Source organism: Micromonospora sp. CNZ309 (assembly GCF_002846525.1).
The window spans coordinates 5,787,764-5,814,087 of record NZ_PJNG01000001.1; the positions used below are offsets into that span (position 1 = coordinate 5,787,764).

The following is a 26,324-nucleotide window of genomic DNA, read 5'->3' on the forward strand; positions in this document are numbered from 1 at the left end:
TACGCCGTGAGAGGCCGTGTCCCGCCGGGGCGCGGTCTCTCTGGCATGGATGGGCTCCTATATCAGATTTTTCCTCATAACACAGCGACGAAGATCATCGACCCGGGGTGCCCCCTCGGTGTGACCTCCAACACTGTGGAGGGCTACAGTACGCGGGTTGTCAGCAAGTGATCCATCCCGCAGCCAGCGGGAACGGTTGTTCATCGCTGGTCCGCCCGGGGTGGGGTGGCGCGCGCTTGCGACTCCGCATCCAGGCGCCGGGCGGTGCGTCTCCACCGGCCGGCGCGAGCGTTCGGTACAGGAGGACACAGATGTCCGACACCTTGGCCGCCGAGGGCGGCGGGATCTCCCTCACCGGAAACAACGTCACGTACGTCGTCATCGCCGCGGTCATCGCGCTGGTGGCGCTCGCCTTCGCCGGCGCGCTGACGAAGGCCGTGCTGGCCGCCGGCAAGGGCACCAACAAAATGCAGGAGATCTCCGGTGCGGTCCAGGAGGGCGCCTCGGCCTACCTGCTGCGGCAGTTCCGGACCCTGGCGATCTTCGTGGTCGTCGCCGTGGTGCTGCTCTTCCTGCTGCCGGTGCACGACACCGACGGCAGTGAGACGGCGGTGAAGATCGGCCGGTCCGTCTTCTTCGTCGTGGGCGCGCTGTTCAGCGCGTTCATCGGCGGCGCGGGCATGTGGTTGGCCACCCGGGCCAACCTTCGGGTGGCCGCCGCCGCCCGGGAGCGCGAGGGCGGCCGGGAGGCCGCCATGAAGATCGCCTTCCGTACGGGTGGCGTGGTCGGCTTCCTCACCGTCGGCCTCGGCCTCTTCGGCGCCGCGCTGGTCGTGCTGTTCTACCGCAGCGACGCGCCGACCGTGCTGGAGGGCTTCGGCTTCGGCGCCGCGCTGCTCGCCATGTTCATGCGGGTCGGCGGCGGCATCTTCACCAAGGCCGCCGACGTCGGCGCCGACCTGGTCGGCAAGGTCGAGCAGGGCATCCCCGAGGACGACCCGCGCAACGCCGCCACCATCGCCGACAACGTGGGCGACAACGTGGGTGACTGCGCCGGCATGGCCGCCGACCTCTTCGAGTCGTACGCGGTCACCCTGGTCGCCGCGCTGATCCTCGGCCGCGCCGCGTTCGGCGAGCAGGGCCTGGTGTTCCCGCTGATCGTCTCCACCATCGGCGTGCTCATCGCGATCGTCGGCGTCTTCATCACCCGGCTGCGCGCCTCCGACCGCAACGGCCTGACCGCGATCAACCGGGCCTTCTACATCTCGGCGGTGCTCTCCGCGGTGCTCGTGGCGATCGCCACGTACGCCTACCTGCCGGCCACCTTCGCCGAGTTGGAGGGCGGGCTGACCGACGTCAGCGAGAACCCGCGGACCGTCGCCATCGGCGCGGTCGTCATCGGCATCGTGCTGGCGGCGGCGATCCAGGCGCTGACCGGCTACTTCACCGAGACCAACCGGCGCCCGGTGCAGGACATCGGCAAGAGCTCGCAGACCGGCGCCGCCACCGTCATCCTCGCCGGCATCAGCGTCGGCCTGGAGTCGGCGGTCTACTCGGCGCTGCTGATCGGCGCCGGCGTGTTCGGCGCGTTCCTGCTCGGCGGCAGCTCCATCACGCTCTCGCTGTTCGCCGTGGCGCTGGCCGGCACCGGCCTGCTGACCACGGTCGGCGTGATCGTCGCGATGGACACCTTCGGCCCGATCTCCGACAACGCCCAGGGCGTGGCGGAGATGTCCGGCGACATCGACGAGCACGGCGCCCGGACGCTCACCGAACTGGACGCGGTCGGCAACACCACCAAGGCGATCACCAAGGGCATCGCGATCGCCACGGCGGTGCTCGCCGCGACGGCGCTGTTCGGCTCGTACACCGACACGCTGCGCAGCGCGTACTCCGACGCCGGGGTGGGCGACGTGGGTACCGAGATCCTCAACTCGCTGAACGTGGCGAACCCGCGCAACCTGGTCGGCCTGATCATCGGCGCCGCGGTGGTGTTCCTCTTCTCCGGCCTGGCCATCAACGCGGTCTCCCGCTCGGCCGGCGCGGTCGTGATGGAGGTACGCCGGCAGTTCCGCGAACTGCCCGGCATCATGGACGGCACCCAGCGCCCCGAGTACGGCAAGGTCGTCGACATCTGCACCCGGGACGCGCAGCGCGAGCTGATCACCCCCGGGCTGCTCGCCATCCTCGCGCCGATCGCGGTGGGCTTCGGCCTGGGGCCGGGCGCGCTGGCGGCGTACCTGGCCGGTGCGATCGGCGCCGGCACGCTGATGGCGGTCTTCCTGTCCAACTCCGGCGGGGCCTGGGACAACGCCAAGAAGCTCGTCGAGGACGGCGCGTACGGCGGCAAGGGCTCCGAGTCGCACGCCGCCACGGTCATCGGCGACACCGTCGGCGACCCGTTCAAGGACACCGCCGGTCCGGCGATCAACCCGCTGATCAAGGTGATGAACCTGGTCTCGCTGCTGATCGCGCCGGCCGTGGTGGCCTGGAGCGTGGGCGACGAGCGGAACACCGGCCTGCGGGTGGGGATCGCCGTGGTGGCGACGTTGATCATCGTCGCGGCGGTGGTGTTCAGCAAGCGCAAGGGCGTGGCGATGTCGGACTCCGACTCGGGCTCGGGCGCGGGCAGCCCGGGCCAGCGGCCGGAGGCGGTCAACGCCTGATCCGTCCGGTGTCCCGGTCCCCGGTCGGCCCACGTGGCCGGCCGGGGACCGCCCGTCCGCCCGGCAAACCTGTCCGGTGCCGGGACTCGACAGAGGCCGTACGCTGCAACGCATGCGCACGTGCCGGGCGGCAGCCGCCGGAAAGCTCACGGTGGTCCTGGCCACGCTCGTACTCGTGCTCGCCGGCTGCGGCGGCGGCCCCAGCCCGCGGGCGTGGGCGGCGTCGGTCTGCTCCGCGCTCACCCCGTGGCGGGCCGAGATCAGCAAGCTGACCCGCAGCACCGACCAGCAGATGACCGCCCAGACCACCCCGGCGCAGGCGAAGGAGAACCTGGTGCGGCTCTTCGGGGGCGCCGAGCAGGCCAGCGAGACCGCCCGGCGCAAGGTCGAGGAGGCCGGCGTCCCGGAGGCCGAGCAGGGCGAGGAGGTCTCCGCCGGCTTCCGCGCGTCGCTGGCCAAGGTGCGCGACGCGTACGGCAGGGCCCGCGACACCATCGACGGGCTCGGCACCGGCCAGCCCACCGCCTTCTACGACGGCGTCCGCGCCGCCGTGGACACCCTGAACAAGGAGTACGACGCCAGCGCCCTCGACACCAGCCGGCTCAACTCCGAGGAGTTGAAACGCGCCTTCGACGAGGTGCCGGAGTGTCGCTGAGCGGGACCGGTGACCCGGCGGGCGGCGAGGCGCCGCCCGTGCTCTTCCCGGCCCCCGCGGAGCGGGTCGCGCCGGCCGCCCGCCGTACCGCCGCACCCCCGCCGGCCGACGTCGACGACTCCGTCCGGCAGCTGACCTTCTTCGGCGCTGAGGCGGCGGACCCGTCCCTCGCCGACCTCGCCGGGCTGCTGGCCGGCCCGGGCGAGGTGGTCCGGATGGGCGGCACGGCCCGGCTCTCGGTCGTGGTCGACGCCGCCTGGCGGGTGCACGTGCTCGTCGCCGAGTTGGCGCTGCGCGGGGTGGCGGCCACCTGGGAGGCGACCGCCGACGGCCGGCACGCGGTGCGCACCTCGTACGCGCGCACCCTCAAGCCGCTCGCGGTGGCCTGGCTGCGCGGCACCGGCAAGCGCCCGCCCGCCGGCTTCCACCTCAACGGGCGGCGGCTGCGGATCTGGCTCGCCGCGGCCGGGGCCGCCGAGCCGTCCGGCTTCCTGCTCGGGCTCGGCGCCGACGACGAGGAGTGCTGGGGGCCGGTCGGTGGGGCGCTCGACGCGGTCGGCCTCTCCGGGGCGTTGCTCGGGCCCGGCGAGGGCGGGCCGGCGTACCGGATCACCGGCCGCCGGCGGCTCGCGCGCCTGGCCGAGCTGGTCGGCGACCCGCCGCCCGCCGCCCCCGCGACGGCCTGGCCGACCCGCTCCTGACGGCCCACGGGCCTGTCCGATGCGGGACAGCAAGTGCGCATTTTCGCAGAAAACGGCCGGGTGACGCCTCGGCCGAGGGTCCGCCATCGTCACAGTGTCCCGCCCGACGGCACACGCACGGTGTACGGTGGCGCCGTCCGGCACACCCAGCCGCCGGTGGATCGAGAAGGCCGCCCCACGGGACGGTTTGCCGCCCGCGAAACCCGAAACGCGGGCGGCGCGTTACGTTGGACATCCGGACCGCCGGGGGTCGGCGGGCCGAAAGCGGCCCGAACCGGGCGCCGGTGGGAGCAGGAGTGAGGTCGGGGAGAGACGTGCCGAGCAAAGCTGGAACCACCCGTCTGGTCATCGTCGAGTCACCGGCGAAGGCCAAGACGATCTCGGGCTATCTCGGCCCGGGGTACGTCGTGGAGGCCAGCTTCGGCCACGTCCGGGACCTCCCGCGCAACGCCGCCGACGTGCCGGCGAAGTACAAGGGCGAGCCCTGGGCCCGCCTCGGGGTGGACGTCGACAACGGCTTCCACGCCCTCTACGTGGTCTCCGCCGACCGCAGGCAGCAGATCAGCAAGCTGGTGAAGCTCGCCAAGGAGGTCGACGAGATCTTCCTGGCGACGGATGAGGACCGCGAGGGCGAGGCGATCGCCTGGCACCTGGTGGAGACCCTCAAGCCCAAGGTGCCGGTCAAGCGGATGGTCTTCCACGAGATCACCAAGCCGGCCATCCAGGCCGCGGTGGCGAACCCCCGCGAGATCGACCGGGACCTGGTCGACGCCCAGGAGGCCCGGCGCATCCTCGACCGCCTCTACGGCTACGAGGTCTCGCCCGTGCTGTGGAAGAAGGTCATGCCGAAGCTCTCGGCGGGCCGGGTGCAGTCCGTGGCCACCCGGATCGTGGTGGAGCGCGAGCGGCAGCGGATGGCCTTCCGCACGGCGGAATACTGGGACATCCTGGCCACGCTGGCCGTCGCGAACGCCGGCGAGGGGCCGCGCACCTTCAACGCCACCCTGGTCGCGCTGAACGGCGACCGGATCGCCACCGGCAAGGACTTCGAGCCGACCACCGGCCGGGTGAAGGCCGGCGCCGGCGTCGTGCACCTCGACTCCGGCGGCGCCCGGGGGCTCGCGGCCCGCCTGGAGGGCCGGCCGTTCACCGTCACCCGGGTCGAGGAGAAGCCCTACCGCCGCCGCCCGTACGCGCCGTTCATCACCTCCACCCTCCAGCAGGAGGCGGCCCGCAAGCTGCGGTTCTCGTCGCAGCAGACGATGCGCACCGCGCAGCGCCTCTACGAGAACGGCTACATCACCTACATGCGTACCGACTCGGTGAACCTGTCGGAGACCGCCATCGCGGCGGCCCGCCGGCAGATCGTCGAGCTGTACGGCGAGCGCAGCGTGCCGCCGGAGCCGCGCCGCTACACCGGCAAGGTGAAGAACGCGCAGGAGGCGCACGAGGCGATCCGCCCGGCGGGCGACAACTTCCGCACCCCGGGCGACGTGGCCAAGGAGCTGTCGGCCGAGGAGTTCAAGCTCTACGAGCTGATCTGGCGGCGCACCATCGCCTCGCAGATGACCGACGCCGTCGGCTCCAGCGTCTCGGTGCGCATCCGCGCCGTCTCCTCCGCCCAGGAGGAGGCCGACTTCGGCGCGACCGGCAAGACCATCACCGACCCGGGCTTCCTGCGGGCGTACGTCGAGTCCAGCGACGACGAGAACGCCGAGGCCGAGGACGCCGAGCGTCGCCTGCCCAACCTGGTCAAGGACCAGCCGCTCACCGCCGACGAGCTCGCCGCGCAGGGCCACCACACCCAGCCGCCGTCGCGCTACACGGAGGCGTCGCTGGTCAAGGCCCTGGAGGAGCTGGGCATCGGCCGCCCGTCGACGTACGCGTCGATCATGCAGACGATCCAGGACCGCGGCTACGTGACCAAGCGCGGCCAGGCGATGATCCCGACGTTCCTGGCGTTCGCCGTGATCGGCCTGCTGGAGCGGCACTACCCGCGCCTGATCGACTACGACTTCACCGCCAGCATGGAGAACGAGCTGGACGAGATCGCCGGCGGCGACCACGCGGCCGTCGACTTCCTCACCGCGTTCTACTTCGGCAGCGCCAACGGCGCCGGCGACCAGGACATCGCCCGCTCCGGCGGGCTGAAGAAGCTGGTCACCGAGAACCTCAACGAGATCGACGCGCGCAGCGTCAACTCGATCCCGCTGTTCACCGACGACGAGGGCCGCGAGGTCGTCGTGCGGGTGGGCCGCTACGGGCCGTACCTCCAGCGGGCGGTGCCGGGCGAGCAGCAGGCGCCGGCCGCCGAGGGCGAGGAGGGCGGTGGCCAGGGCGACCGGGCGCCGATCCCCGAGGGGCTGGCGCCCGACGAGCTGACGCCCGAGAAGGTGCACGAGCTGTTCCTCGGCGGCGGGGGCGAGCGCAAGCTCGGCGACGACCCGGCCACCGGCGAGCCGATCCTGCTCAAGTCGGGCCGCTTCGGCCCCTACGTGGCCAGCGGCGAGCGCAAGTCGTCGCTGCTGCGTTCGCAGTCGCCGGACTCGCTGACCTTCGACGAGGCGCTGAAGCTGCTCAGCCTGCCCCGGGTGATCGGGGTGGCCCCGGACGGCGCCGAGGTGCTCGCCAACAACGGCCGCTACGGCCCGTACGTCAAGCGCGGCGACGAGTTCCGCTCGCTGGACTCCGAAGAGAAGATGTTCACCGTCACGCTGGACGAGGCGCTGGCCCTGCTGGCCGCCCCGAAGACCCGCCAGCGTCGGGCCGCCGCGCCACCCCTGCGGGAGATGGGCGTCGACCCGCTGACGGAGAAGCCGCTGGTCATCAAGGACGGCCGCTTCGGCCCGTACGTGACCGACGGCGAGACCAACGCGTCGCTGCGGCGCGGCCAGACCCCGGAGGCGCTGAGCATCGAGGAGGCCTCCGAGATGCTCGCCGAGAAGCGGGCCAAGGGGCCGGCGCCGAAGAAGACCGCCGCGAAGAAGGCACCCGCGAAGAAGGCGCCGGCCAAGAAGGCCACGGCGGCGAAGAAGACGGCCGCGGCGACCAAGTCGACGGCCGCGAAGAAGACCACGACGGCCAAGGCCACCGCGGCGAAGAAGGCCCCAGCCAAGAAGGCGGCCCCCAGAAAGGCCACCACCAGCCCCGACTGACCGCCCACCGCCAGCCGGCGGCCGCTGCCGCGAGAGATCTTGGCAGGTCCCGGCCCATGGGCCGCCGCTTGCCAAGATCTCGCCGCTCCCCAACGGCGAGCGGCGGGCGGTGGGGTTAGCCCAGGGTTCGGGTGAGGTGGGGGTTGGTGAAGAGGCGGTGCGGGTCGAGGCGGGCGCGCAGCGCCTGGAAGTCCGCCCAGCGGGGGTACGCCGGGGCGAGCGACTCCGCGTCGCGCCAGTGCAGCTTGCCCCAGTGGGGTCGGCCGCCGAGGCTCGCGGCGACCCGCTCGAAGGCCCGGAAGTACGGCTCGTACGGCATGCCGACGTACTGGTGGACGGCCACGTACGCGGATTCGCGCCCGTAGCCGTGGGAGAGCCAGATGTCGTCGGGGGCGGTGAAGCGCACCTCGACCGGGAAGAGCACCTTGAACGGCAGTCCGTCGACGATCCGCCGCAGCGCGTCGAGCGCCTCGCGGAGGGCTTCGCGTGGCAGCGCGTACTCCATCTCCACGAAGCGGACCCGGCGTGGGGTGCAGAAGACCTGGTCGGAGCGGCCGGTGTAGCGGCGCTCGGTGAGCGCGCGGGCGGAGACGGCGCTGATGCCCGGGGCGAGCGTCGGCACGGCGCGGCCCAGCCGGCAGGCCCCGGCGAAGACGGTGTTGGACAGGAACTCGTCGTCGAGCCAGCCGCGCCACCGGGGCAGCGGCCGGTCGTCGGCGGGCACCCGGTCGTTGGTCTTGACCTGCACCCGGTCTGTGTAGGGGAACCAGTAGAACTCGGCGTGGTCGTGCTCCCGCACCAGCGAGGGTAGTTCGTCGAGCACGGCGGCGAGCGGCGCGGGCCGTTCATGGGCGAGGAGCACGAACGCGTCCACGCAGCGCAGGGTCACCTCGACGAGCACGCCGAGCGCGCCCAGCGACACCCGGGCGGCGGCGAAGACGTCGGGGTGCTCGTCGGCGGAGCAGCGCAGCACCTCGCCGGTGCCGGTGACGAGCGTGAGCGCCTCGACGAACGTCGAGAGGCAGCCGTACCCGGCGCCGGTGCCGTGGGTGCCGGTGGAGATCGCCCCGGCGATCGTCTGGGCGTCGATGTCGCCCAGATTGGGCAGTGCCAGGCCGTGGGCGGCGAGCAGATCGTTGAGCGCGCGCAGGGTGATCCCGGCCGGTACGGTGACCAGTCGGCGATCGACGTCGACCCGTACCCCGGTGTCGAGGTCGGCCAGTTCCATCCGCCGCCCGTCGGTGACCGCGACGCCGGTGAAGGAATGTCCGCTGCCCACCGCCCTGATCCGGTCCCCGGTCGTCGCGGCGGCGCGTACGGCCTCGGCCACGTCGGTGAGGGAGGTGGGGCGCAGGATGGCGGTGGCGGTGGCGCGTTGGTTGCCGGCCCAGTTGGACCAGCCTGCCAGGGTGGGCGGTGCGGTGCCGGCCATGCGCACTCCTCGACATGAACGTGAAGTGACTTCATATCAGGAACGTTGTAGCAGGTAAATACCGCAATCGAGGTTTGCTCGTTGTACCGGTAGTCACGGACCCGTGACGTGCAGATATGTTCATCCGTCGAAGGGGGGTGGCGAGTGTCCACACCAGCCGCCACAGCCGGGCCGCTGCGCCGCGTACCGGTGCAGGGTCGAAGTGTCGCGCGGGTCCAGCGGATGCTGGACGCCTGCGCCGAACTCGTCGACGAGGTGGGGTACGAGGGACTGACCACGACCCTCCTCGCCGAGCGTGCCGAGGTGGCGATCGGGTCGGTCTACCAGTTCTTCCCGGACAAGCGGGCGATCGTGCAGGCGCTGACCCTGCGCACGATGGAGTCCTACCTCCAGCGGCTCGACGAGCGCTTCGCCTCCGACGACCTGACCCACTGGTGGGACGGGGTCGACGCGGGCATCGACGAGTACATCACGATGCACCGCACCGTTCCGGGATTCCGTACCCTGCACTTCGGCGACGTGGTCGACCTGCACCTGCTCGACGAGCAGCGGGACAACAACGGGGTGATCGCGGACCAGTTGGCCCGCGTGCTCGCCGAGCGCTTCGGGCTGGACGTCCCCGATCTCCGGTTCCACCTCGAGATCGCCGTGGAGGCGGCCGACGCGCTCATCAAGCTGGCGTTCCGCCGGCTGCCCGAGGGCGACGACCGGGTGCTGGCCGAGGCCAAGGCGCTGATCCGGGAGTACCTGCACCGCCAGGTCGACGCGCCGGCCGACGCCGGCCAGCCCGGCTGACCCGGCCGCGCCGCCACCCGCCTGCGGGCTTCGTGCCGGGCGCGAACGGTCCGGGACGCGCCGGGCCGGCGGATCAGAGGAAGGCGTGGCCCTCACCCCGGTAGGTGGGCACCGTGGCCACGACCGTGTCGCCGTCGACCAGGTGCAACTCGTTGACGTGCTCGCACAGCTCGCCGGCCTTCGCGTGCCGGAACCAGACCCGGTCGCCGACCCGCAGGGCGCCGGCCGCCGTGCCGGCCAGCGGGGTCTGCACCTCGCCGGCCCCCTCGGTGCCGATCAACTTCAGGCCCTCCGGCAGCCACGGCCGGGGCAGCCGGCTGTCCTCGGCCGGGCCGGAGGCGATCCAGCCGCCGCCGAGCACGGTGGCGAGGCCGGGCCCCGGGCGGCGCACCACCGCGCAGGCGAAGGCCGCCGCCGGGGTGGGGCGCCAGGCGCGGTACGCGTCGAACAGCGTCGGCCCGTACAGGCCCGATCCCGCGGTGACCTCGGTGACCGCGGGATCGGCGCTGGTCGCGGCCACGCTGCCGGTGCCGCCGCCGTTGACGAACTCCAGGTCGGCGTGTTCGCGTACGGCGGCCACCGCCGCGCCCCGGCGGGCCAGCAACTCGCGGTACGACCCGCGCTGGGCCAGCCGGATCGCGGAGCCGAGCACCGCCCGCCCGGGCGGCGCGTCGCCGAGGCCGGCGATCTGTGCCTCGTACGCCATCAGCCCGACCAGCCGGAAACCCGCGCGGGCCGCGACGGTGGCGGCGAGCGCGCCGGCCGCCCTGGCGCTGTGCACCGGTGAGCGGCGCACCCCGACGTGCACCCGCCCGCCCAGCGGTCGCCAGGAGGCGTCCAGGTCGAGGCAGACCCGTAGTTCGGGGCGGCGGCCGGGCGGGCACACGGCGTCGACGAGGTCGAGCTGGTCGGTGCCGTCGATCATCAGCGTGACGGCCGCGGCGAGCGCCGGGTCGGCGGCGAGCGCGGCGAGCGCCCCCCGGTCGACCGTGGGGTACGCCACCAGCGCGTCGTCGGTCACGCCGGTGCGGACCAGCCAGCTCGCCTCGGGCAGGGTGAAGGCCATCACGCCTGCCCAGCCGGGTCGCGCCAGCGCCCGGCCGATCAGGTCCCGGGCGCGGACCGACTTGCTGGCGATCCGGACCGGCTTGCCGGCGGCGCGGTCGGCCAGCGCGGCGGCGTTGCCGTCGAAGGCCGCGAGGTCGACGACGGCGTACGGCGGGTCGAGGTGCGCGGTCGCCCGGTCGAGGCGGTCACGAAGTTTGTCGCTTTCGATGGCCACGTGTGCACGCTAACTGTCTGGGAGTCAATGCGAAATACCCTCGCGTCTGTCCGGGCTGCGGGCGGTGGTCGCGGCGGCCTAGGCTCGGCGAACAGGAGAATGTCGCGGCGGGGCGGGTCCCCGCCGGGTCTAGAGTGTTCCACCGGGACTGCCCAGCGATGGGCCGGCACGTGGAGGTACGGCCATCGAAAGCCAGTTCAACGGCGAGTCGCCCGGCGTGTCGCCGTCCTCGAACCCGCCCGGCGCCGCCGAGAAGCCCGCTGCCGACCTGTCCGGCTACGCGGGCATCCGCTCGGTGCTGCGGATCACCCCGTTCCGCCGGCTCTGGATCGTGCTCGGCGCGGCCTCCTTCGGCGACTGGTTCGGCCTGCTCGCCACCAGCGTCTTCGCCGCCTCCCAGGTCCAGGGGAGCACCGCCAAGGGTGCCGCCTTCGGTGGCGTGATCGCCGTCCGGCTGCTGCCGGCGCTGGTGCTCGGCCCGATCGCCGGCGTGCTGGCCGACCGCTTCGACCGGCGCTGGACGATGGTCATCTGCGACGTGCTGCGGTTCCTGCTCTTCGCCTCGATCCCGCTGGTCGCGCTGCTCGGCGCCCCCGGCGGGGCGGTGGTCGCCTGGGCGGCTGTCGCCACCTTCCTGATCGAGTCGCTCACGCTGCTGTGGATCCCGGCCAAGGAGGCCGCGGTCCCCAACCTGATCCCGCGCGCCCGGCTGGAGGCCGCCAACCAGCTCACGCTGATCACCACGTATGGCCTCACCCCGGTCCTCGCCGCGCTGATCCTCGCCGCGCTCGACGCGATCGTGCGAGGGGCCACCGGGGGCGCGGCGCCGGACTGGGCCGCGCCGGCAAATCTGGCGCTCTGGTTCAACGCGTTCTCCCGGCTGGCCACCGCGCTCGTGGTGGCGTACGGCATCAAGGAGATCAGCCAGGGGCAGGCCGCCGAGCGGGGCGGGGGCGAGCAGAGCATGCTGCGCCAGTTCAAGGAGGGCTGGCGCTACATCGGCCAGACCCCGCTGGTCCGCGGCCTGGTGCTCGGCATCTTCGGCGCGTTCGCCGGCGGCGGCATCGTGATCGGCACCGCCAAGTTCTTCGCCATCTCGCTCGGTGCCGGTGACGCCGCCTTCTACCTGCTCTTCGGCGCCATCTTCGTCGGCCTCGCGCTCGGCATCGGGCTCGGCCCGATGATCGTCAAGGACATGTCCCGGCGGCGCTGGTTCGGCATGAGCATCGTGCTGGCCAGCGCCTCGGTGATGGCCCTGGCCTTCGCCATCCACCTCTCCATGGCGATGGTCGGCGCGATCCTCGTCGGCGCGGGCGCCGGCATGGCCTTCCTCTCCGGCACCACCCTGCTCGGCGGCGAGATCGCCGACGAGGTACGCGGCCGGGTCTTCGCGGTGGTGCAGATCGGCACCCGGCTGGTGCTGATCCTCGCGATCGGCCTCAGCAGTCTGCTCGCCGGCGTCGGCGGCTCGCGCCGGCTGGAGCTTGCCGACCTGGGCGTGTCGATCTCGTCCACCCGACTGCTGCTGCTCGCCGCCGGTGCCGCCGGCATCTTCGCCGGGATCAGCGCGTTCGGGCAGATGGACGACAAGAAGGGCGTCCCCGTCCTGGCCGACCTCTGGGGCTCGATCCGGGGCCGCCCGCTGATGCCGGCCGAGCCGTTCGTCTCCGCCGGCCTCTTCGTGGTCTTCGAGGGCGGCGAGGGTGCCGGCAAGTCCACCCAGCTCGGCGCGCTCGCCGAGCGGCTGCGCGGGCAGGGGCGCGACGTGGTGGTGACCCGCGAGCCGGGGGCCACCGCCGTCGGCGAGCGGATCCGGTCGCTGCTGCTCGGCGCGCCCGGCTCCGACGGGCCGTCGCCGCGCGCCGAAGCGCTGCTCTACGCCGCCGACCGGGCGCACCACGTCGCCACCGTCGTCCGGCCGGCGCTCGTCCGGGGCGCGGTGGTGATCAGCGACCGGTACGTCGACTCGTCCCTGGCGTACCAGGGGGCGGGGCGCACGCTCCCCGTCGACGAGGTCTCCTGGCTGTCGTCCTGGGCCACCGGCGGGCTCAAGCCCGACCTGGTGGTGCTGCTGGACGTCGACCCGCGCACCGGCCTGGCCCGGGTGGCGGCCCGCGCCGAGGCGGCCGACCGCCTGGAGGCCGAGTCCGTCGCCTTCCACGAGCGGGTCCGGTACGCCTTCCTCGACCTCGCCGCCGCCGACCCGAAGCGCTACCTCGTGCTCGATGCGTCCCGCCCGGTCGAGGAGATCGCCGGGCAGGTGGCTCAGCGGATCGAGGAGATGTTCGGCACCCCCGGCGGCATCGTGCACCCCCGCCCCGCGCACGGGCCGGACACCTCGGTGCAGCCGGAGTTATCCGAATCGGAGCTGGTACCGATGGAGCACCGGACCTGATGCCCGACGTCTTCGCCGACCTGGTCGGGCAGGACGAGGCGGTCGACACGCTGCGCCGCGCCGCCGCCGCGGCGTCCGCCGTGCTGCGCGCCGCCGCCGTCGCGCCCACGACCGCCGACGGGGACGGGTCCGACGCCCTCGCCGGGGAGTCCGTCGACGCGCAGGCGGCGGTCGCCGTCGACGCGGGGGCGGGGATGACGCACGCCTGGATCTTCACCGGGCCGCCCGGGTCGGGCCGGTCGGTGGCGGCGCGGGCCTTCGCCGCCGCCCTCCAGTGCGCGCACGGCACCGGCTGCGGCGCGTGCCCCGGCTGCCACACCACGATGACGGGCACCCACGCCGACGTCCGGATGGTGGTGCCGGAGGGGCTCTCCATCGGCGTCAACGAGATGCGGGCGCTGGTGCTGCGCGCCGCCAGCACCCCGTCGGGCGGGCGCTGGCAGGTGGTGGTCATCGAGGACGCGGACCGGCTCACCGAGGCGGCCGGCAACGCGCTGCTCAAGGCCATCGAGGAGCCGCCGCCGCGGACGGTGTTCCTGCTCTGCGCCCCGTCCACCCACCCCGAGGACATCTCCGTGACCATCCGGTCGCGCTGCCGGGTCGTACCGCTGGGGCAGCCCTCGCCCGACGCGGTGGCCGAGGTGCTGGTCCGCCGCGACGGGGTCACGCCCGACGTGGCGCGGTGGGCGGCGGCGGCCGCGCAGGGGCACGTGGGGCGGGCCCGGCGGCTGGCCCGCGACCCGGAGGCGCGCAAGCGCCGGGAGGCCGTGCTCGCGGTGCCGCGCCGGCTGACCGGCGTGGGCGCCGCGTTCGACGCGGCGTCGGCGCTGATCGAGGCGGCCGAGGCGGAGGCCGAGGCGTCCGTGGCGGAGGCCGACGCGGCCGAGCGGGCGGCGCTGGAGACCGCGCTCGGCGCCGGCGGCACCGGGCGGGGGGCGGCCGGCGCGATCCGGGGCGCCGCCGGGCAGCTGAAGGACCTGGAGAAGCGGCAGCGGTCCCGGGCCACCCGGGCGCAGCGGGACGCGCTGGACCGGGCGTTGGTCGACCTGGCCGGCTTCTACCGCGACGCGCTCACCATGGCGCTGCGCGCCCCCGTGGCACCGGTGCACACCGACACCGCCGCGCTGGCCGGGGCGGGCGCCCAGAAATGGGACGCCGAGGGGACGCTGCGCCGCCTGGAGGCGGTGCTGGAGTGCCGGGCGGCCATCGAGGCCAACGTGAAGCCCCGCATCGCCGTCGAGGCGATGATGCTCGCGCTCTGGAAGGGCTGAGCCCGCCGCCTGCCGACCCGCGCGGGCTGGTCCCGCGCGGGTCGGGTCCCGCCGGACGGACCGGCCGTCCACAGGCATCGACAGGCTCGATTGCTGTGCGGTACGGTCCGGTGTGCCGTGGTGACGGTGGCGGCACGCACAGTGATTCCCTGTTCCGGGAGGAGTCCGCCGATGCCGCGGGGGGAGATCGACGAGGCCTGGATCGAGGAGGCGGTGCGGCGCTACCGCCGGATCGAGTCCCTCCAGGCCGAGTTCGACCAGGCGGTGTCGACCGTCGAGGTCACCGTCCGATCGCCCGACGGGCTGGTCGAGGTGGTGGTCACGGCCGGCGGGCGGATCACCGACGTGCGCTTCCTGGGCCCGCTGCACTCCCGCAACCCGCGCGACGTCGCCGGCTCGGTGCAGGCGGCCGTCACGGCGGCGGCCGACGCGGCCCAGTGGGCCCGGGAGAAACTGCACAACGAGACCTTCGCCGCCTACCGGCCGCTGGCGGGAGCCTGAGATGGACAGCCTGCGCGCCCTCGCCGCCCGGCTCGACGAGGCGAGCGAGACCATGACCACCGTCTCCCGCACGGTCACCGCAGGCGACCCGGCCCAGACCGCGTTCGGCGCCGACGCCCCCGGCCGGCCCGGGGAGATCGGGCGGGCCCTGCACCGGCAGTGGACCGCCGCGACCGGCGACCGGGCCCGGGAGGCCCACGTCGCCGCCCAACGGCTGGCCGCCGTCGCGGCGGCGGTGCGGGCCGCCGCCGACCACTACGCCGACGTCGATCGCGCCGCGCGCTACCGGCTGACCGGGGAGGCGTGATGGACGCGCTGGACCGGCTCGCCGAGCCCGGCCTCGACCTGCTCCGCCGGGTCGACACGCTGCTCGCCGTCGGGGCGCCCGAGGGGCACCGCGTGTGGCCGCTGCTGCGCCGGATGCAGGTGCTTCCCGGCGAGGCCGTGCGGAACTTCCTCGACCTGCATCCGGCGCCGCTGGCCACCGCCGGTCACACCGCCCGCCGCCTGGTGCGGGGCTACGACGAGGCCTCCGCCGCGTTGACCGACCCGGTCCTCTGGTCCGGTCCGGCTGCGTCGTCGTACGGGCAGGCCCGGGCGGCCCTGCTGCGCCACCTCGACGAGGGGCCGGAGAGCCTGGTCGGCCGCCTGGAGTCGACGGCCGGCTACGCCGACGCGCTCGCCGACTGGGTGGAGGGCAGCCGGCTGGCACTGGCCCGGGCGCTGGCCGACGTCCTGCGCTGCGCCGAGGCGGTGACCGTGGTCGCCGCGACGTCGGTGCCGACCCGGGCGCCGGGGGCGGCGGGGCCGGGCGGGACGGAGGCCGCCGAGATCGCCGCGCGGGTGCTGGCGGTGCTCTGCGTCGCGTACGACGGGGCCGAGACCCTGCTGCGTCAGTGGGCGCCGAGCCTCGCCGAGTCCCGCTGGCGCGAGCCGGTCGCCGAACGCCCCCGCTACGACACCCCCACCCGCGTCGGCTGGTGACGCCCCGCTGCCGGCGTGCTCGCGCCGGCACGACGCGCGCCGCACCGCGCTGATTCAGCGGGCGTGGATGGCTGCGCACCGTAGTCGGGCCGCGACGGCCGGCCGGGCCGCCCCGGCCCGCGCGTCGTAGGGTGTCAGGCATGGGCATGCTCTGTGCGGTCAGCTTCCAGCGGTACGGGCGCCTCTACTACCTGGACCCGGGCGAGCTGCGGCCCCAGGTCGGCGACAAGGTGCTGGTGCCGACCGAGGACGGGCCGGAGGTGGCCGAGTGCGTCTGGGCGGCGCAGTGGGTCACCGAGGAGACCGACGGCTTTCCCCGGCTGGCCGGCCTGGCCGGTGAGGACGACCTGCGCCGCGACGAGACGGTGCGCCGCCGCAAGGCCGAGGCCAAGGTCGCGGCGAAGCGGCTGATCCGTGAGCACGCCCTGCCGATGAAGGTGGTGGCGATCGACCACGTCCTCGGGGCCGCCGAGGGCGGCGGCGAGCGGAGCACCATCTACTTCACGGCCCCGCACCGGGTGGACTTCCGCGCGCTGGTGCGGGACCTCGGCGCGACCCTGCACTGCCGGGTCGAGCTGCGCCAGCTCTCCGCCCGGGACTCGGCGCGGGTGCAGGGCGGCATCGGCTCCTGCGGCCGGGACCTCTGCTGCGCCACCTTCCTCACCGACTTCGAGCCGGTCACCATCCGGATGGCGAAGGACCAGGACCTGCCGCTCAACCCGCTGCGCATCTCCGGTGCGTGCGGCCGGCTCATGTGCTGCCTCAAGTACGAACATCCCCTGTACCAGAAGTTCCAGGAGACCGCCCCGGCGATCGGCACGCGGGTGTCGACGCCGGAGGGCGACGGCCGGGTGGTCGGCCACAGCGTTCCCCGGGACGCCGTCACGGTGCGTCTCGACGCCGACGGCTCCCGCTGCTCCTGCTCCCGCGCCTCGGTCTGCGGCCCCCGCCAGGCCCACGACCAGCACTACACCTCCTAACCCACCCCCACACCCACACCGACGCGGTCGATCATGAGGTTGGCGGCGAAGTTGACCGCGAACGCCGCCGCCAACCGCATGATCGACGGTTGTCCCTTCCCCGGCGGGGAGGAGGGGTGAGGGTTCAGGGGGTGAGGGTTCAGGGGGTGAGGGTGGTGGGCGGCTCGGCCAGGCGGGGGCGCAGCGGCTGCCTCGGCGCCAGCCAGGAAGCCTCGGCGGACTGGTCCGGGTTGAGCTGCCAGTCGCGGGCGACCCGGTCGACGGCGATCGGGTAGATCGTCAGGGTGCCGTCGGGGTCGATGCGCAGCCGCAGGAACGCCTTCGCGTCCTCGATGCCCTGCCCCGCGAAGAGCTCGTTGACGTTCACCCCGAACGCGCCCGCCACCAGCAGGTACGCGGCCACCAACTGGCTCGACACCAGCCCGATCACCGGACCGTAGAGCACCGCCGCGGCGACGGCCGGCAGCGGCCACGGCCAGTCGTGGAAGGGCAGGGCCAGCCAGGCCCAGGTGCCGACGGCACCCAGCCCGATCTGGGCCAGGCCGTGGCCCACGCCGAGGATCCAGTGCCGGGCGTGCCGCTTGCCGCCGGAGCTGGGCGGCTTGGCGAAGAACGCGGCGCCGAGCATCGTGACGATCAGCATCACCATCAGCGGCACGCTGAACAGCCGCTGCTCGATGCCCTCCGGGTTGCTCGCGACGCCGGCCATCGCCAGCATCAGCAGCGTCTGCAGGGTGCCCAGCAGCGTGGTGAAGCCCGGGTTGCGCAGCGGCAGGCGGGGGAAGATGCCCCAGGCGTACCGCCGGGAGCGGGCGGCGTCCGGGTAGCGGCCGGCCAACTCGTACGGGTGGGAGGCACTGGCCCGCCGGGCGAGGGTGTCGCGCGGCGGCACCTCGATGCGCTCCGGGAGCTTGTGCGTCGGGTAGAGGTACGCGCCGCCGCCCCCGCAGGTGATCAGCTGCCGCTCCGGGCCGGCGTACCGGGCGTAGTGGTGCAGGTCGCCGGAGATCAGCAGCCGCACCTGGGCCCCGGTGGGCGCGACGATCGTACGGATGAAGTAGTCGATCGAGTCGTACGCCGTGGGGTGGTCGACGGCCTTGACCCACGTCGGCGCCGGCACGGCCAGGATCACCCGGCTCTGCGGGCCCAGCCGCTCGGCGACCCGGTCGAAGTAGGTGAGCTGCGGATCGTCGAGGTACGAGCCGGACTGGTCGTCGAGGCCGAGCAGCCACCAGTCGGCGGGCAGCTCGACCGCGAAGTACGAGCGGGACTGGCCCGTGTCCCAGCCGCCGAAGTGCCGGTCCCGGGACCGGACGAAGAGCCGCAGGAAGGCGGTCAGGCCGTCGTACCAGTCGTGGTTGCCGGGGACCGCGAACAGCGTTGGCCGCTCGGGCGGGGTGACCGGCAGCGCGGCCTGGTAGGGCCCCTTGCACCGGTCCTCGTACGCCTCGAAGGCCGCCGACGGGTAGACCTGGTCGCCGCCCATCACCAGGGTCTGCGCGCGGGGCAGCCGGTGCCCGTCCACCTCCAGTTCGGGCTGGGCGATCAGGTACGCCACCGAGTAGGTGGCGTTGAAGCCGTCGCCCAGGTCGGCCACGTAGTCCAGCCAGAGCCCGCCGTCCGGCCCGACCTGCCGCGCGATGCCCGCGTCGAGCGAGTTCTGCAACTCCCGCTTGTCCAGGTACGCCCCGAAGAGCATCGCCAGCAGCGTACGGATGCCGGTGCTGATCAACAGGAACGGCGCGAGCCACGGCACCGGCTTGCGTGGCGTGAAGCCCAGCTCCCGGGGGTCGATGCCGCGCGGCCGACGCGCGGCCCGCCCACCGGCCGCCTCGCTCGCGTGCGCGCTCTCCGCCGCGCCGTCCTGCGGAGCCACGTCGGGGGCGCGATCGTCGTTCACCCGCCGCAGCGTAGTCCCGGGCGGCGGCGGTCGCTGTCCGGCGGACGACGGATCGGGCCCGGATGTCCGGATGGGGATCCCGTTCGGCCGTGGGGCGGGTCGTGCCGTACACTTGCTGATCGTTGCCGCCTTAGCTCAGTCGGCTAGAGCGACGCACTCGTAATGCGTAGGTCGACGGTTCGATTCCGTCAGGCGGCTCGGTGAAGAAGCCCAGGTCAACGACCTGGGCTTCTTCGTTTCTCCTGAGCGGGTCGGATCAGACGATCTTGAGATTGGCCATCATGCCCATCGCGCTGTGGTCGACCATGTGGCAGTGGTACGGGTAGACCCCGCGCCAGGTGTCGAAGGTGGCCTGGAGCCGCACGCTCTGCCCGGGCCAGACGATCACGGTGTCCTTCAGGCCGGCCTCGGTGGGATCGGCCGGTGCGCCGTTGCGGCCGAGCACCCGGAACTGCACCAGGTGCATGTGGAAGTTGTGCGGCATGAAGGCGTTGGCGTTGGTCACCGTCCACTCCTCGGTGCTGCCCCAGGCGATGGTGGTGTCGATCCGCGCCGGATCGAAGACCTTGCCGTCGATGTACGCCTGGTGCCCACCGGAGCCCGGCTCGTCCATCCGCAGCTCGATGTTGCGGCGCACGGTCGGCGTGGGCAGCGGAGGCAGGGTGCGCAGCCGCTGCGGTACCGAGGTGCGGTCCGGCCCCTTCGCCCGTACGACGTCGAAGCGCATCACCTGGCCCACCTGTTCGGCCGGGCCCGGCCCCATCAGGTTCTGCAGCACCACCGAGGTGCCCGGCTGGTAACGGGCGAAATCGATCACCACGTCGAGCCGTTCGCCGGGCGAGAACAGCAGGTGCTGCATGGTGACCGGCGCCTCCAGCAGGCCGCCGTCGGAACCGATCACCGTGATGTCCCCGCCGTCGGCGAGCCGCAGCAGGAAGAACCGCAGGTTGCTCGAGTTGACCAAGCGGAACCGGTAGCGGCGGGCCTGCACCTCGAAGCGCGGCCACGGCCGCCCGTTGACCAGCAGGGTGGTCCGGTTGTCGGCGTCGTCCATGGTCCAGACCAGCTGGGCGTTGGCGTCCAGGTGCGCGTCGCGTAGCACCAGCGGGACGTCGAACCGGCCGCGGGGCAACGGAAGCGCCGCCTCGGTGCGGTCGGTGAGCAGGTATAGGCTGGCCAGGCCCCGGTAGAGGTGCTCGGCCTCCATGTGGTGGGTGTGGTCGTGCATCCAGAGCGTGGCGTGCGGCTGCCGGTTCGGGTAGGTGTAGACCCGCTCGCCGCCGGGCGGGATCGTGGCGTCGCCCGAGCCGTCGTCGCCGGGGGCGGTGGCGCCGCCGTGCAGGTGCACCGCCGTGGGCATGTCCAGCCGGTTGCGCTGGCGTACCACCACCCGCCGACCCGACGTGGCGCGGATCGTCGGGCCGGGCAGGTCGCCGTTGTAGGTGTACACCTCGGTGCGGGTGCCCGGCACGATCTCCAGGTGCCTGCGGTGCATGGTGACCGAGTAGTAGTCGGTGGTGGCGGTCCGCAGCACCGGACGCAGGGTCTGCGGCACGGTCAACGGGACGGTGAACGGGGTCACGGGCGGAGGCGTCGGGGAGGCGACCCCTGCCGCGGCGGGGGCTGCGCCCAACCGTCCGGCGAGGCTGGCCAGGCCGCTGGTCGCCCCGATGATGCCCGACGCCGCGCCGAGGCGCAGCAGTTGACGACGAGTGGACAAGGTAGTCCCTTCCCAGGAGGTTCGCGAGAGTTCCCGCAGGCGCCGGCGGCTGGTGGACCGGACGGTCGTCGCAGGCACGATGATGCCGGCAATCCCATAGGGAGGAGACCCCTATCGGCCGCACACCTGGGGAGGCCCGGCGGGTCGGATGCCCCTATGGATGGCAGGGCGGGTGGGCGTGCCGGGTGCGGCGTCGCGGACCTACCACGACCCGCGCGACCGGGGTCGCTGCGACCACTGCGGCGGCGGGCGACTCGACGACAACTTCCTGTGCGGCGACTGCGGCCGGCCCGGCGGGCTGTTCGGGCAGTTGATCTCCGAGCGGGCCGCCCGGGGCCGGGAACTGCGGGCACGTCGGCGACCGACGGCTTTCTGTCGGTCGTGGTCGCTATCCTCCCGGCGTGACTGATCTGTCCGGCCGAGAGTGCCCGACACCCGTGCCCACCAGCCGGTGGGGCACCAGGAGTTTCGCGCGCCGGCCCGCATACTGACCGTACGCAGTCGTCAACCCTCCGGAGGCAGCCTCATGCAGTACGCACCCGTCGTCGTCGCCCTGCCGATCGCCGATCGCCCCACCTCGTACCGCTTCTACTCCGACGGGCTCGGCCTGGAGGCCGTCGGCGAACTGGCCGAGGACGGCATCCCCGAGCCCCTCCAGTACGCCGTCAACGACGGCCTGCGCGTCATGCTGGTGCCGACCGGCGGCTTCGGCTGGGTCATCGGTGACCACGAGGTGGCCAAGCGCGGGCAGAGCGAGTGCGTCGTCAGCCTCCCGGCCGCCTCGCCGGCCGAGGTCGACGACCTCGTCGGGCGGGCACGGGCCGCCGGCGCGCAGGTCGTCGTCGAGCCGGCTGCGCAGCCGTGGGGCTACACGGGCACCTTCGCCGACCCGGACGGTCACCTCTGGACGGTGCTCGCCGACGCGCACTGACGCCCCCGAGGCGACCCCCGCGACGAGCGGACGGCCCGGTTCACGGGGAACCGGGCCGTCCGCTGACAGGGGCAGGCGTGCGGGGAGATCAGAGGGTGCGGTGCGGGTAGCCGGCGGTGCCGGGCTCCGGCACGACCTCGACCTCGGTCACCACGTACTCCGTCTCGGTCGTCGTGGTGGCCGGCCGGTCGTCGGCGTCGCCGCGGCGCTTCACCGCCGCTGCGGCCCCGGCGGCCGCGGCCCCGGCCACGGCGGCGCCCGCCGCCACGGCCTTGCCGGACACGCCGGCGCTGCCACTGTCACCGCGGGTGGCCGCCGCGTGCTCGACGCCCGGGGCGCCGACACCGAGGCCGCTGTCGACCGAGCCGCGCCAGGCGCCGGTCTCGACGCCCCGCTCCTCGATGTACGTCTTGAACTTCCGCAGGTCGGATTCGGCCTGCCGCTCGATGATGTTGAGCTTGTCGCCGGCCTTCTCGATCAGGCCCTCGGGCTCGTACTCCAGGTGCAGCCGCACCACGGTGCGGTCGGCGTCGACGGGCTGGAAGTAGACCGCGCCGGCGTTGGTCACGCCCTCGGTGGCCGCCCAGGCCACCTTCTGGTCGGGCACCTGCTCCAGGACCTTGGCGTCCCACTCGCGCTGGACGCCACCGATCTCGGCGACCCAGTGCATCCGCCTGTCGTCGAGCTGGCGGACCTCACGCACGCCCCCCATGAAGCGGGGGAACTCCTCGAACTGCGTCCACTGGTTGTACGCGGTGCTGACCGGAACCTGTACTTCGATGGACTTCTCGACCTTCGTGGTCACGGGTGATCCTCCTCGTCAGGTCGAACCGTTTCTCGTTCGGCAGGTAGAGCCGTCTTCGTCAACGAAACTCCTACCCCGGCCGGGGACGCTCAATCGCCGGACCTGCCGACATCGCCGTGACGCTCCATCGCCGGGCCGGTCCACCTGCCACATCGGACGGTTGCGGCGCAGCGCGGCCGGGCCGGTCAGTCGGCCTGTTCGGGGAGCCCGCGTAGGCGGCGTACCGGCGAGAAGGCGACCCACAGCACCCCGGCCAGCGCGCCCGCCGTCGCGATCCACAACGCCGGCCGTACGCCGAGGGCGCTGCCGAGCGCGCCGCCGATCAGCGCGCCGATCGGCCGGATCCCGTAGTTGACGGTGCGCCGCGCCCCGGCCACGCGGGCCAGCAGCGCCTCCGGGGTCAGCGCGGTCTGCACCGAGCCGACCGTGATGTCGAGCAGCATCACCCCGAGGGCGGAGAGGAACTCGGCGGCGAAGAGCATCCCGAGCACCAGCGGTGTCGGCCCGCCGGCGAGGGGGACCAGCAGCATGGGCGCGGGGAAGAGCACGAACCCGGCCAGCAGCGTCGGCCCGACGCCGAAGCGGCGCACCAGCCGGCCCGTCAGCGCCGCGCCGATCAGGCCGCCCACCGCGCCCGCGCCCAGCACCGCGCCCAGCAGGCCGGGCGCGAGGCCGAGTTCCTGCGTCGCGTAGAGCACGAAGAGCGCGGCGAACATGAAGTTGAACAGGTTGACGGTGGTGGTGCCGAGCAGGAGCGCGCGCATCATCGGCGTCCGCGCGATGAACCCCAGCCCGGCGTCGAGGGCCAGTCCGCCACCGCGCGCGGGCGCCGGCTCCGTCGGCCGGATCCGCACCAGGAAGTACGCGGACACCACGTACGACAGCGCGTCGGCGATCAGGGCGATCGGGGCGGTGAGCACCTGCACCAGGACGCCGCCGACGCTCGGCCCGGCCACCAGCGACATCGCCCGGCTGCCGTTGATCAGGGTGTTCGCCTCGACGTAGTCGGCGCGCCCGACGACGGAGACGAAGAGCGGCCCCCGGGCGACCTCGAAGATGACGGCGAGCGTGCCGACCGCGAAGGCCACCAGGTAGAGCTGCGGCATCGTCAGCAGGTCCAGCACGTACGCCACCGGCACGGCGGTGAGCAGCAGCGCCCGCCCGAGGTCCGTCAGGATCATGAGCCGGCGCTTGTACGGGTACCGGTCGACCCAGGCGCCGGCGAGCAGCGAGAGGAGCAGGTTCGGGGCGAGCGCGGCGGCGGTCAGGTAGCCCATCTCGGCCGGGGTCGCCTCGAAGACCAGCACGGCCAGCAGCGGTAGGGCCAGGGTGGAGACCTCGTCGCCGAAGTACGAGACGGTCTGCGCCGACCAGTACCGACGGAACACGCGCTCGCGCAGCAGCCGGGGCAGCGGGCCGCGCCGGGCGGGACCGCCGGGCGCGGCGGCAACCGGGGTGCCGGTCGCCTGACCGCTCACCGGTCGCCCTCCTGCTCACCGAGATCAGGGGCGTCGGCGAGGAGCGCCAGATGGATGAGGCTGACCTTCCGGCTGCCGGCGGGACGCTTCGCGGGGTCGGCGATGCGGTCGTCGTACTCGGTGAGCAGGGCGTCGATGCGTGCTCTCAGCGCGGCCATCTCGTCGACCGTGACGTAGACCGGCCGGTCGGCGAAGCCGGTGACCGCCCGCCAGGCCGTCGACTCCTCGACGCGCCGGGACAGGAACTCCTCGGCCTTGCGGACGTAGAGGGCGAGCTGGACGGCGCTCAGTTCGTCGACGGCCGCGCGCGTCTGCGGGTCGTCCGAGGCGTCGTCCCAGGAGGTGTTGAGGGCGGTGGCCCGCCAGGGCCGTTCGCGGGCGTCGGCGCCGGGTGCCCGCTCGGCGAGCCCGTACTTGGCGAGCTGCCGGAGGTGGAACGAGCAGTTCGGCACGCTCTCGCCGAGCCGCTCGGCAGCCTGGGTCGCGGTCATCGGGCCCTGCTGGCGCAGCAGCCCGATCAGCGCCATCCGCAGCGGGTGCGCGTAGCCGCGCAGGGCCTTGGGGTCGGAGAGTTTCACCTCGGGTAGCGACATATTCTAAAGCTATCTTTATAAAGAACCCTTTAGCAATGCCCCAGCCGCCCGCCTGCACATCACCCACCCCCGCCAAAGGCCGCCCGACACCGCAGCAGGTGATCAGGACGGCGTGGACGTCAAAAGTGCTCGGTAGCGTCCATGGCGTCCTGATCACCAGGGAACCCACTGGGGGAGGGCGTCCCTGGCGGGAGGCGTCAGGTGTAGATGGTGGTGGCGTATTGCGGGCCGTAGTGGCGTTCCAGGTCGGCCAGGCTCTCCGCCGGGTTCTCGACCTCCTTGATCAGCTGGGCCCGGGACGGCAGCGCGTCCGGCTGCCAGCTCTCCGGCTGCCACAGCTCGGAGCGCAGGAACGCCTTCGCGCAGTGGTAGAAGATCTGCTCGACCTCCACCACCACGGCGAGGACCGGCCGGTGTCCCTTGACCACCATGTCGTCGAACCACGGGGCGTCGCGCACCAACCGGGCCCGGCCGTTGATCCGCAGCGTGTCGGTGCGCCCGGGAATCAGGAAGATCAACCCGACGTGCGGGTTGTCCAGGATGTTGCGGTAGCCGTCGGCGCGCCGGTTGCCCGGCCGCTCCGGGACGGCGATGGTCCGCTCGTCCAGCACCAGCGCGAAGCCGGGCGGGTCGCCCTTCGGCGAGACGTCGCAGCTGCCGTCCGCGCCCGCCGTCGCCACCAGGCAGAACGGTGAGGCGGCCAGCCAGTCCCGGTCCCGTTGGTGCAGGACGGGCCGCTCCTTGGCCAGCGCGCGCGGCATGGGCGCTCCCAGCAGCTCGCGCAGTTCCTCGTGCGAGGTGATCTCCACCGTCACGTGATCCTCCCCCGTGCGTTGACCCCGGTGGCGGCGTACCCGCCGCCCACGAGCCTAGGAGAGCGCGACCAGCGCGAGGTTTGTCCCTCCGGGCCGGGGGTACCGCCTCACCCGACCCGCCCGGAGAGACCGAGCAGTGGAGGCCCGATGGAGAGCCGACTCAAGGTGCTGGGTCACCCCGTCCACCCGATGCTGGTCATGTTCCCGGTCGGCCTGCTGGTCACGGCGGTCCTGTTCGACCTGGTGGACACCGTGGGCGGGCCGGACTTCCTCGGCGAGGTCGCGTACTGGAACGTCACCGTCGGCCTGATCGGCGGCCTGCTGGCGGCGGCGGCCGGGACGTTCGACCTGCTGGCCATCCCGTCGGCCACCCGCGCGAAGCGGGTGGCGCTGACCCACGCCGCCGCCAACGTGGCGGTGATCCTGCTCTTCGCCGCGGTCTGGGTGGTCCGGCTCAACGCCGACTCCCGGGCTGCCGGCGGCGCGCTGATCGCCATCGAGGTGGTCGCGCTGGCGATCCTCGGCGTCAGCGCCTGGCTGGGCGGGGAACTGGTGGACCGGCTCGGTGTCGGCGTGGACCGCGAGGCCGGACTGGACGCGCCCAGTTCGCTACGGCCCCCGGCGGCCACCCAGCGGATCGGCGAGGCCCGATGAGCGGGGCGCGGGGGAGGGCCGTCTTGAGCGAGCGAGTCATCAGCGGAGGGGCGTCATGAGCGAGCAGAGCGGCGGGTCGGGCCGGAGTTGGCGCGGCCGACAGCAGGGCTGGGACCCGATGGGCGAACTCCAGTCGCTGCGGTCGGAGCTGCGCCGGCTGGTCGGCGGCCGGCCCGGGTCGTCGGACGTCGAGCTGAGCGAGACCGCCGACGGCTGGGAGGTCGTGGTGCGGCTGCCCGGCGTGGCGCCGGAGGAGGTGGCGGTCGAGCTGGACGACCGCGAGCTCTGCGTCCGGGCCCGCTCCGAGGCCGAGGTCAACGCCGACCACGGCATCCCCGGCGGCTTCGAGACCCGGGGCTTCGAATACCGCGTCGACCTGCCGTCCCGGGTGGACCCCGACGCCATCGACGCGGTCATGGACCACGGCCTGCTGCGGGTGCGACTGCCCCGGGCCGCCCGGCCCGCGCCGCGCTCCATCACCGTCGGCCGCACCGGGCCCCGGTCCGCCGGCCCCGCCGGGGGTACGCCGATCGTCGTCGACCCGGCGGCGGACCGGGAGATGCACCGCCCGGACATCGCCCTCGACGAGACCGACCGGCCGTAACGAGCCG

The 26,324-nt window shown here is 73.4% G+C and carries 21 protein-coding genes, 1 tRNA gene and 2 pseudogenes; 16 read left to right on the forward strand and 8 right to left on the reverse strand.

The window, feature by feature from the left end; genetic code table 11:
* The first annotated feature begins 311 nt into the window (after positions 1-311).
* The 4 genes from CLT72_RS24755 to topA all read left to right on the forward strand — a co-directional run bounded on the left by CLT72_RS24755 (position 312) and on the right by topA (position 7,177).
* Positions 312-2,666 carry a sodium-translocating pyrophosphatase gene (locus CLT72_RS24755; protein ID WP_101413812.1) on the forward strand — a complete coding sequence of 785 codons (2,355 nt, stop codon included), beginning with the start codon at positions 312-314 and terminating at the stop codon, positions 2,664-2,666.
* 112 nt (positions 2,667-2,778) lie between these two features.
* Complete coding sequence (locus tag CLT72_RS24760; RefSeq protein WP_101413813.1) at positions 2,779-3,321, forward strand: hypothetical protein; 543 nt, start codon at positions 2,779-2,781, stop codon at positions 3,319-3,321.
* Positions 3,312-4,022: a hypothetical protein gene (locus tag CLT72_RS24765; RefSeq protein WP_199184637.1), complete on the forward strand. Its 711-nt coding sequence runs from the start codon at positions 3,312-3,314 to the stop codon at positions 4,020-4,022. Before CLT72_RS24760 ends, CLT72_RS24765 begins: the two co-directional genes overlap by 10 nt.
* A 314-nt stretch (positions 4,023-4,336) precedes the next feature.
* Positions 4,337-7,177 carry a type I DNA topoisomerase gene (topA, locus tag CLT72_RS24770; protein ID WP_101413814.1) on the forward strand — a complete coding sequence of 947 codons (2,841 nt, stop codon included), beginning with the start codon at positions 4,337-4,339 and terminating at the stop codon, positions 7,175-7,177.
* A gap of 115 nt (positions 7,178-7,292) precedes the next feature.
* Here topA and CLT72_RS24775 read toward each other — a convergent pair whose 3' ends face one another.
* Positions 7,293-8,609, reverse strand: coding sequence for a D-arabinono-1,4-lactone oxidase (locus tag CLT72_RS24775; RefSeq protein ID WP_101413815.1), 1,317 nt, complete (start codon positions 8,607-8,609; stop codon positions 7,293-7,295).
* A gap of 222 nt (positions 8,610-8,831) precedes the next feature.
* Here CLT72_RS24775 and CLT72_RS24780 point away from each other — a divergent pair, with 222 nt between their 5' ends.
* A complete protein-coding gene (locus CLT72_RS24780) occupies positions 8,832-9,404 on the forward strand; it encodes a TetR/AcrR family transcriptional regulator (RefSeq protein ID WP_101413816.1) in 573 nt (190 codons plus the stop codon).
* A gap of 73 nt (positions 9,405-9,477) precedes the next feature.
* Here CLT72_RS24780 and CLT72_RS24785 read toward each other — a convergent pair whose 3' ends face one another.
* A complete protein-coding gene (locus tag CLT72_RS24785; protein WP_101413817.1) occupies positions 9,478-10,686 on the reverse strand; it encodes an alanine racemase in 1,209 nt (402 codons plus the stop codon).
* Positions 10,687-11,017: 331 nt separating this feature from the next.
* Here CLT72_RS24785 and tmk point away from each other — a divergent pair, with 331 nt between their 5' ends.
* The 6 genes from tmk (at position 11,018) to CLT72_RS24815 (ending at position 16,817) form a co-directional block, all read left to right on the forward strand.
* Positions 11,018-13,081 carry a dTMP kinase gene (tmk, locus tag CLT72_RS24790; RefSeq protein WP_101415369.1) on the forward strand — a complete coding sequence of 688 codons (2,064 nt, stop codon included), beginning with the start codon at positions 11,018-11,020 and terminating at the stop codon, positions 13,079-13,081.
* Entirely contained in the window at positions 13,081-14,352 is a 1,272-nt protein-coding gene (locus CLT72_RS24795; RefSeq protein ID WP_101413818.1) for a DNA polymerase III subunit delta', read from the forward strand. Before tmk ends, CLT72_RS24795 begins: the two co-directional genes overlap by 1 nt.
* A 171-nt stretch (positions 14,353-14,523) precedes the next feature.
* Positions 14,524-14,853: a YbaB/EbfC family nucleoid-associated protein gene (locus CLT72_RS24800; RefSeq protein WP_101413819.1), complete on the forward strand. Its 330-nt coding sequence runs from the start codon at positions 14,524-14,526 to the stop codon at positions 14,851-14,853.
* A gap of 1 nt (position 14,854) precedes the next feature.
* A complete protein-coding gene (locus CLT72_RS24805; RefSeq protein ID WP_101413820.1) occupies positions 14,855-15,160 on the forward strand; it encodes a hypothetical protein in 306 nt (101 codons plus the stop codon).
* On the forward strand, positions 15,160-15,837 hold the full coding sequence (locus tag CLT72_RS24810; protein WP_101415370.1) for a hypothetical protein: 678 nt from the start codon (positions 15,160-15,162) through the stop codon (positions 15,835-15,837). Before CLT72_RS24805 ends, CLT72_RS24810 begins: the two co-directional genes overlap by 1 nt.
* A 140-nt stretch (positions 15,838-15,977) precedes the next feature.
* Positions 15,978-16,817 (forward strand): regulatory iron-sulfur-containing complex subunit RicT, encoded by an 840-nt coding sequence (locus CLT72_RS24815; RefSeq protein WP_101413821.1) that lies wholly within the window; start codon positions 15,978-15,980, stop codon positions 16,815-16,817.
* A 139-nt stretch (positions 16,818-16,956) separates the two neighbouring features.
* On the opposite strand, the gene CLT72_RS24820 is transcribed toward CLT72_RS24815, so the two are convergent.
* A complete protein-coding gene (locus CLT72_RS24820; protein ID WP_486484389.1) occupies positions 16,957-18,795 on the reverse strand; it encodes a metallophosphoesterase in 1,839 nt (612 codons plus the stop codon).
* 46 nt (positions 18,796-18,841) lie between these two features.
* On the opposite strand from CLT72_RS24820, the gene CLT72_RS24825 reads away from it, so the two are divergent.
* Positions 18,842-18,915 (forward strand) — tRNA-Thr (locus tag CLT72_RS24825).
* Between the two features lie 58 nt (positions 18,916-18,973).
* On the opposite strand, the gene CLT72_RS24830 is transcribed toward CLT72_RS24825, so the two are convergent.
* Entirely contained in the window at positions 18,974-20,437 is a 1,464-nt protein-coding gene (locus CLT72_RS24830; protein ID WP_101413823.1) for a multicopper oxidase family protein, read from the reverse strand.
* 190 nt (positions 20,438-20,627) lie between these two features.
* On the opposite strand from CLT72_RS24830, the pseudogene CLT72_RS33040 reads away from it, so the two are divergent.
* Positions 20,628-20,846: pseudogene (locus CLT72_RS33040) on the forward strand (hypothetical protein); the annotation flags it as partial.
* Between the two features lie 117 nt (positions 20,847-20,963).
* Positions 20,964-21,368, forward strand: coding sequence for a VOC family protein (locus CLT72_RS24840; protein ID WP_101413825.1), 405 nt, complete (start codon positions 20,964-20,966; stop codon positions 21,366-21,368).
* 355 nt (positions 21,369-21,723) lie between these two features.
* Here the strand turns inward: CLT72_RS24840 and CLT72_RS33045 are convergent.
* The 4 genes and pseudogenes from CLT72_RS33045 to CLT72_RS24860 all read right to left on the reverse strand — a co-directional run.
* Positions 21,724-22,173, reverse strand: a pseudogene (locus tag CLT72_RS33045) (SRPBCC family protein); the annotation flags it as partial.
* 185 nt (positions 22,174-22,358) lie between these two features.
* Entirely contained in the window at positions 22,359-23,651 is a 1,293-nt protein-coding gene (locus CLT72_RS24850) for an MFS transporter (RefSeq protein ID WP_434089769.1), read from the reverse strand.
* Positions 23,648-24,244, reverse strand: a complete 597-nt coding sequence (locus CLT72_RS24855; protein ID WP_101413827.1) for a winged helix-turn-helix domain-containing protein — start codon at positions 24,242-24,244, stop codon at positions 23,648-23,650. The genes CLT72_RS24850 and CLT72_RS24855 overlap by 4 nt, the downstream gene beginning before the upstream one ends.
* Before the next feature lie 197 nt (positions 24,245-24,441).
* Positions 24,442-25,059, reverse strand: coding sequence for a pyridoxamine 5'-phosphate oxidase family protein (locus tag CLT72_RS24860; RefSeq protein ID WP_101413828.1), 618 nt, complete (start codon positions 25,057-25,059; stop codon positions 24,442-24,444).
* A gap of 147 nt (positions 25,060-25,206) precedes the next feature.
* Between CLT72_RS24860 and CLT72_RS24865 the strand changes: the two genes are divergently transcribed.
* Together CLT72_RS24865 and CLT72_RS24870 are read left to right on the forward strand one after the other, a co-directional pair.
* Positions 25,207-25,713, forward strand: a complete 507-nt coding sequence (locus tag CLT72_RS24865; protein WP_101413829.1) for a DUF2231 domain-containing protein — start codon at positions 25,207-25,209, stop codon at positions 25,711-25,713.
* A 55-nt stretch (positions 25,714-25,768) separates the two neighbouring features.
* Positions 25,769-26,317 (forward strand): Hsp20/alpha crystallin family protein, encoded by a 549-nt coding sequence (locus CLT72_RS24870; RefSeq protein WP_101413830.1) that lies wholly within the window; start codon positions 25,769-25,771, stop codon positions 26,315-26,317.
* Positions 26,318-26,324 lie beyond the last annotated feature (7 nt).

Bases quoted from the DNA above. Each gene is read 5' to 3' on its own strand.
- CLT72_RS24755 (WP_101413812.1), top strand. From the start codon at position 312: ATGTCCGACACCTTGGCCGCCGAGGGCGGCGGGATCTCCCTCACCGGA.
- CLT72_RS24760 (WP_101413813.1), top strand. From the start codon at position 2,779: ATGCGCACGTGCCGGGCGGCAGCCGCCGGAAAGCTCACGGTGGTCCTG.
- CLT72_RS24775 (WP_101413815.1), bottom strand. From the start codon at position 8,609: ATGGCCGGCACCGCACCGCCCACCCTGGCAGGCTGGTCCAACTGGGCC.
- CLT72_RS24780 (WP_101413816.1), top strand. From the start codon at position 8,832: ATGCTGGACGCCTGCGCCGAACTCGTCGACGAGGTGGGGTACGAGGGA.
- CLT72_RS24795 (WP_101413818.1), top strand. From the start codon at position 13,081: ATGCCCGACGTCTTCGCCGACCTGGTCGGGCAGGACGAGGCGGTCGAC.
- CLT72_RS24800 (WP_101413819.1), top strand. From the start codon at position 14,524: ATGCCGCGGGGGGAGATCGACGAGGCCTGGATCGAGGAGGCGGTGCGG.
- CLT72_RS24805 (WP_101413820.1), top strand. From the start codon at position 14,855: ATGGACAGCCTGCGCGCCCTCGCCGCCCGGCTCGACGAGGCGAGCGAG.
- CLT72_RS24810 (WP_101415370.1), top strand. From the start codon at position 15,160: ATGGACGCGCTGGACCGGCTCGCCGAGCCCGGCCTCGACCTGCTCCGC.
- CLT72_RS24815 (WP_101413821.1), top strand. From the start codon at position 15,978: ATGGGCATGCTCTGTGCGGTCAGCTTCCAGCGGTACGGGCGCCTCTAC.
- CLT72_RS24840 (WP_101413825.1), top strand. From the start codon at position 20,964: ATGCAGTACGCACCCGTCGTCGTCGCCCTGCCGATCGCCGATCGCCCC.
- CLT72_RS24855 (WP_101413827.1), bottom strand. From the start codon at position 24,244: ATGTCGCTACCCGAGGTGAAACTCTCCGACCCCAAGGCCCTGCGCGGC.
- CLT72_RS24865 (WP_101413829.1), top strand. From the start codon at position 25,207: ATGGAGAGCCGACTCAAGGTGCTGGGTCACCCCGTCCACCCGATGCTG.
- CLT72_RS24870 (WP_101413830.1), top strand. From the start codon at position 25,769: ATGAGCGAGCAGAGCGGCGGGTCGGGCCGGAGTTGGCGCGGCCGACAG.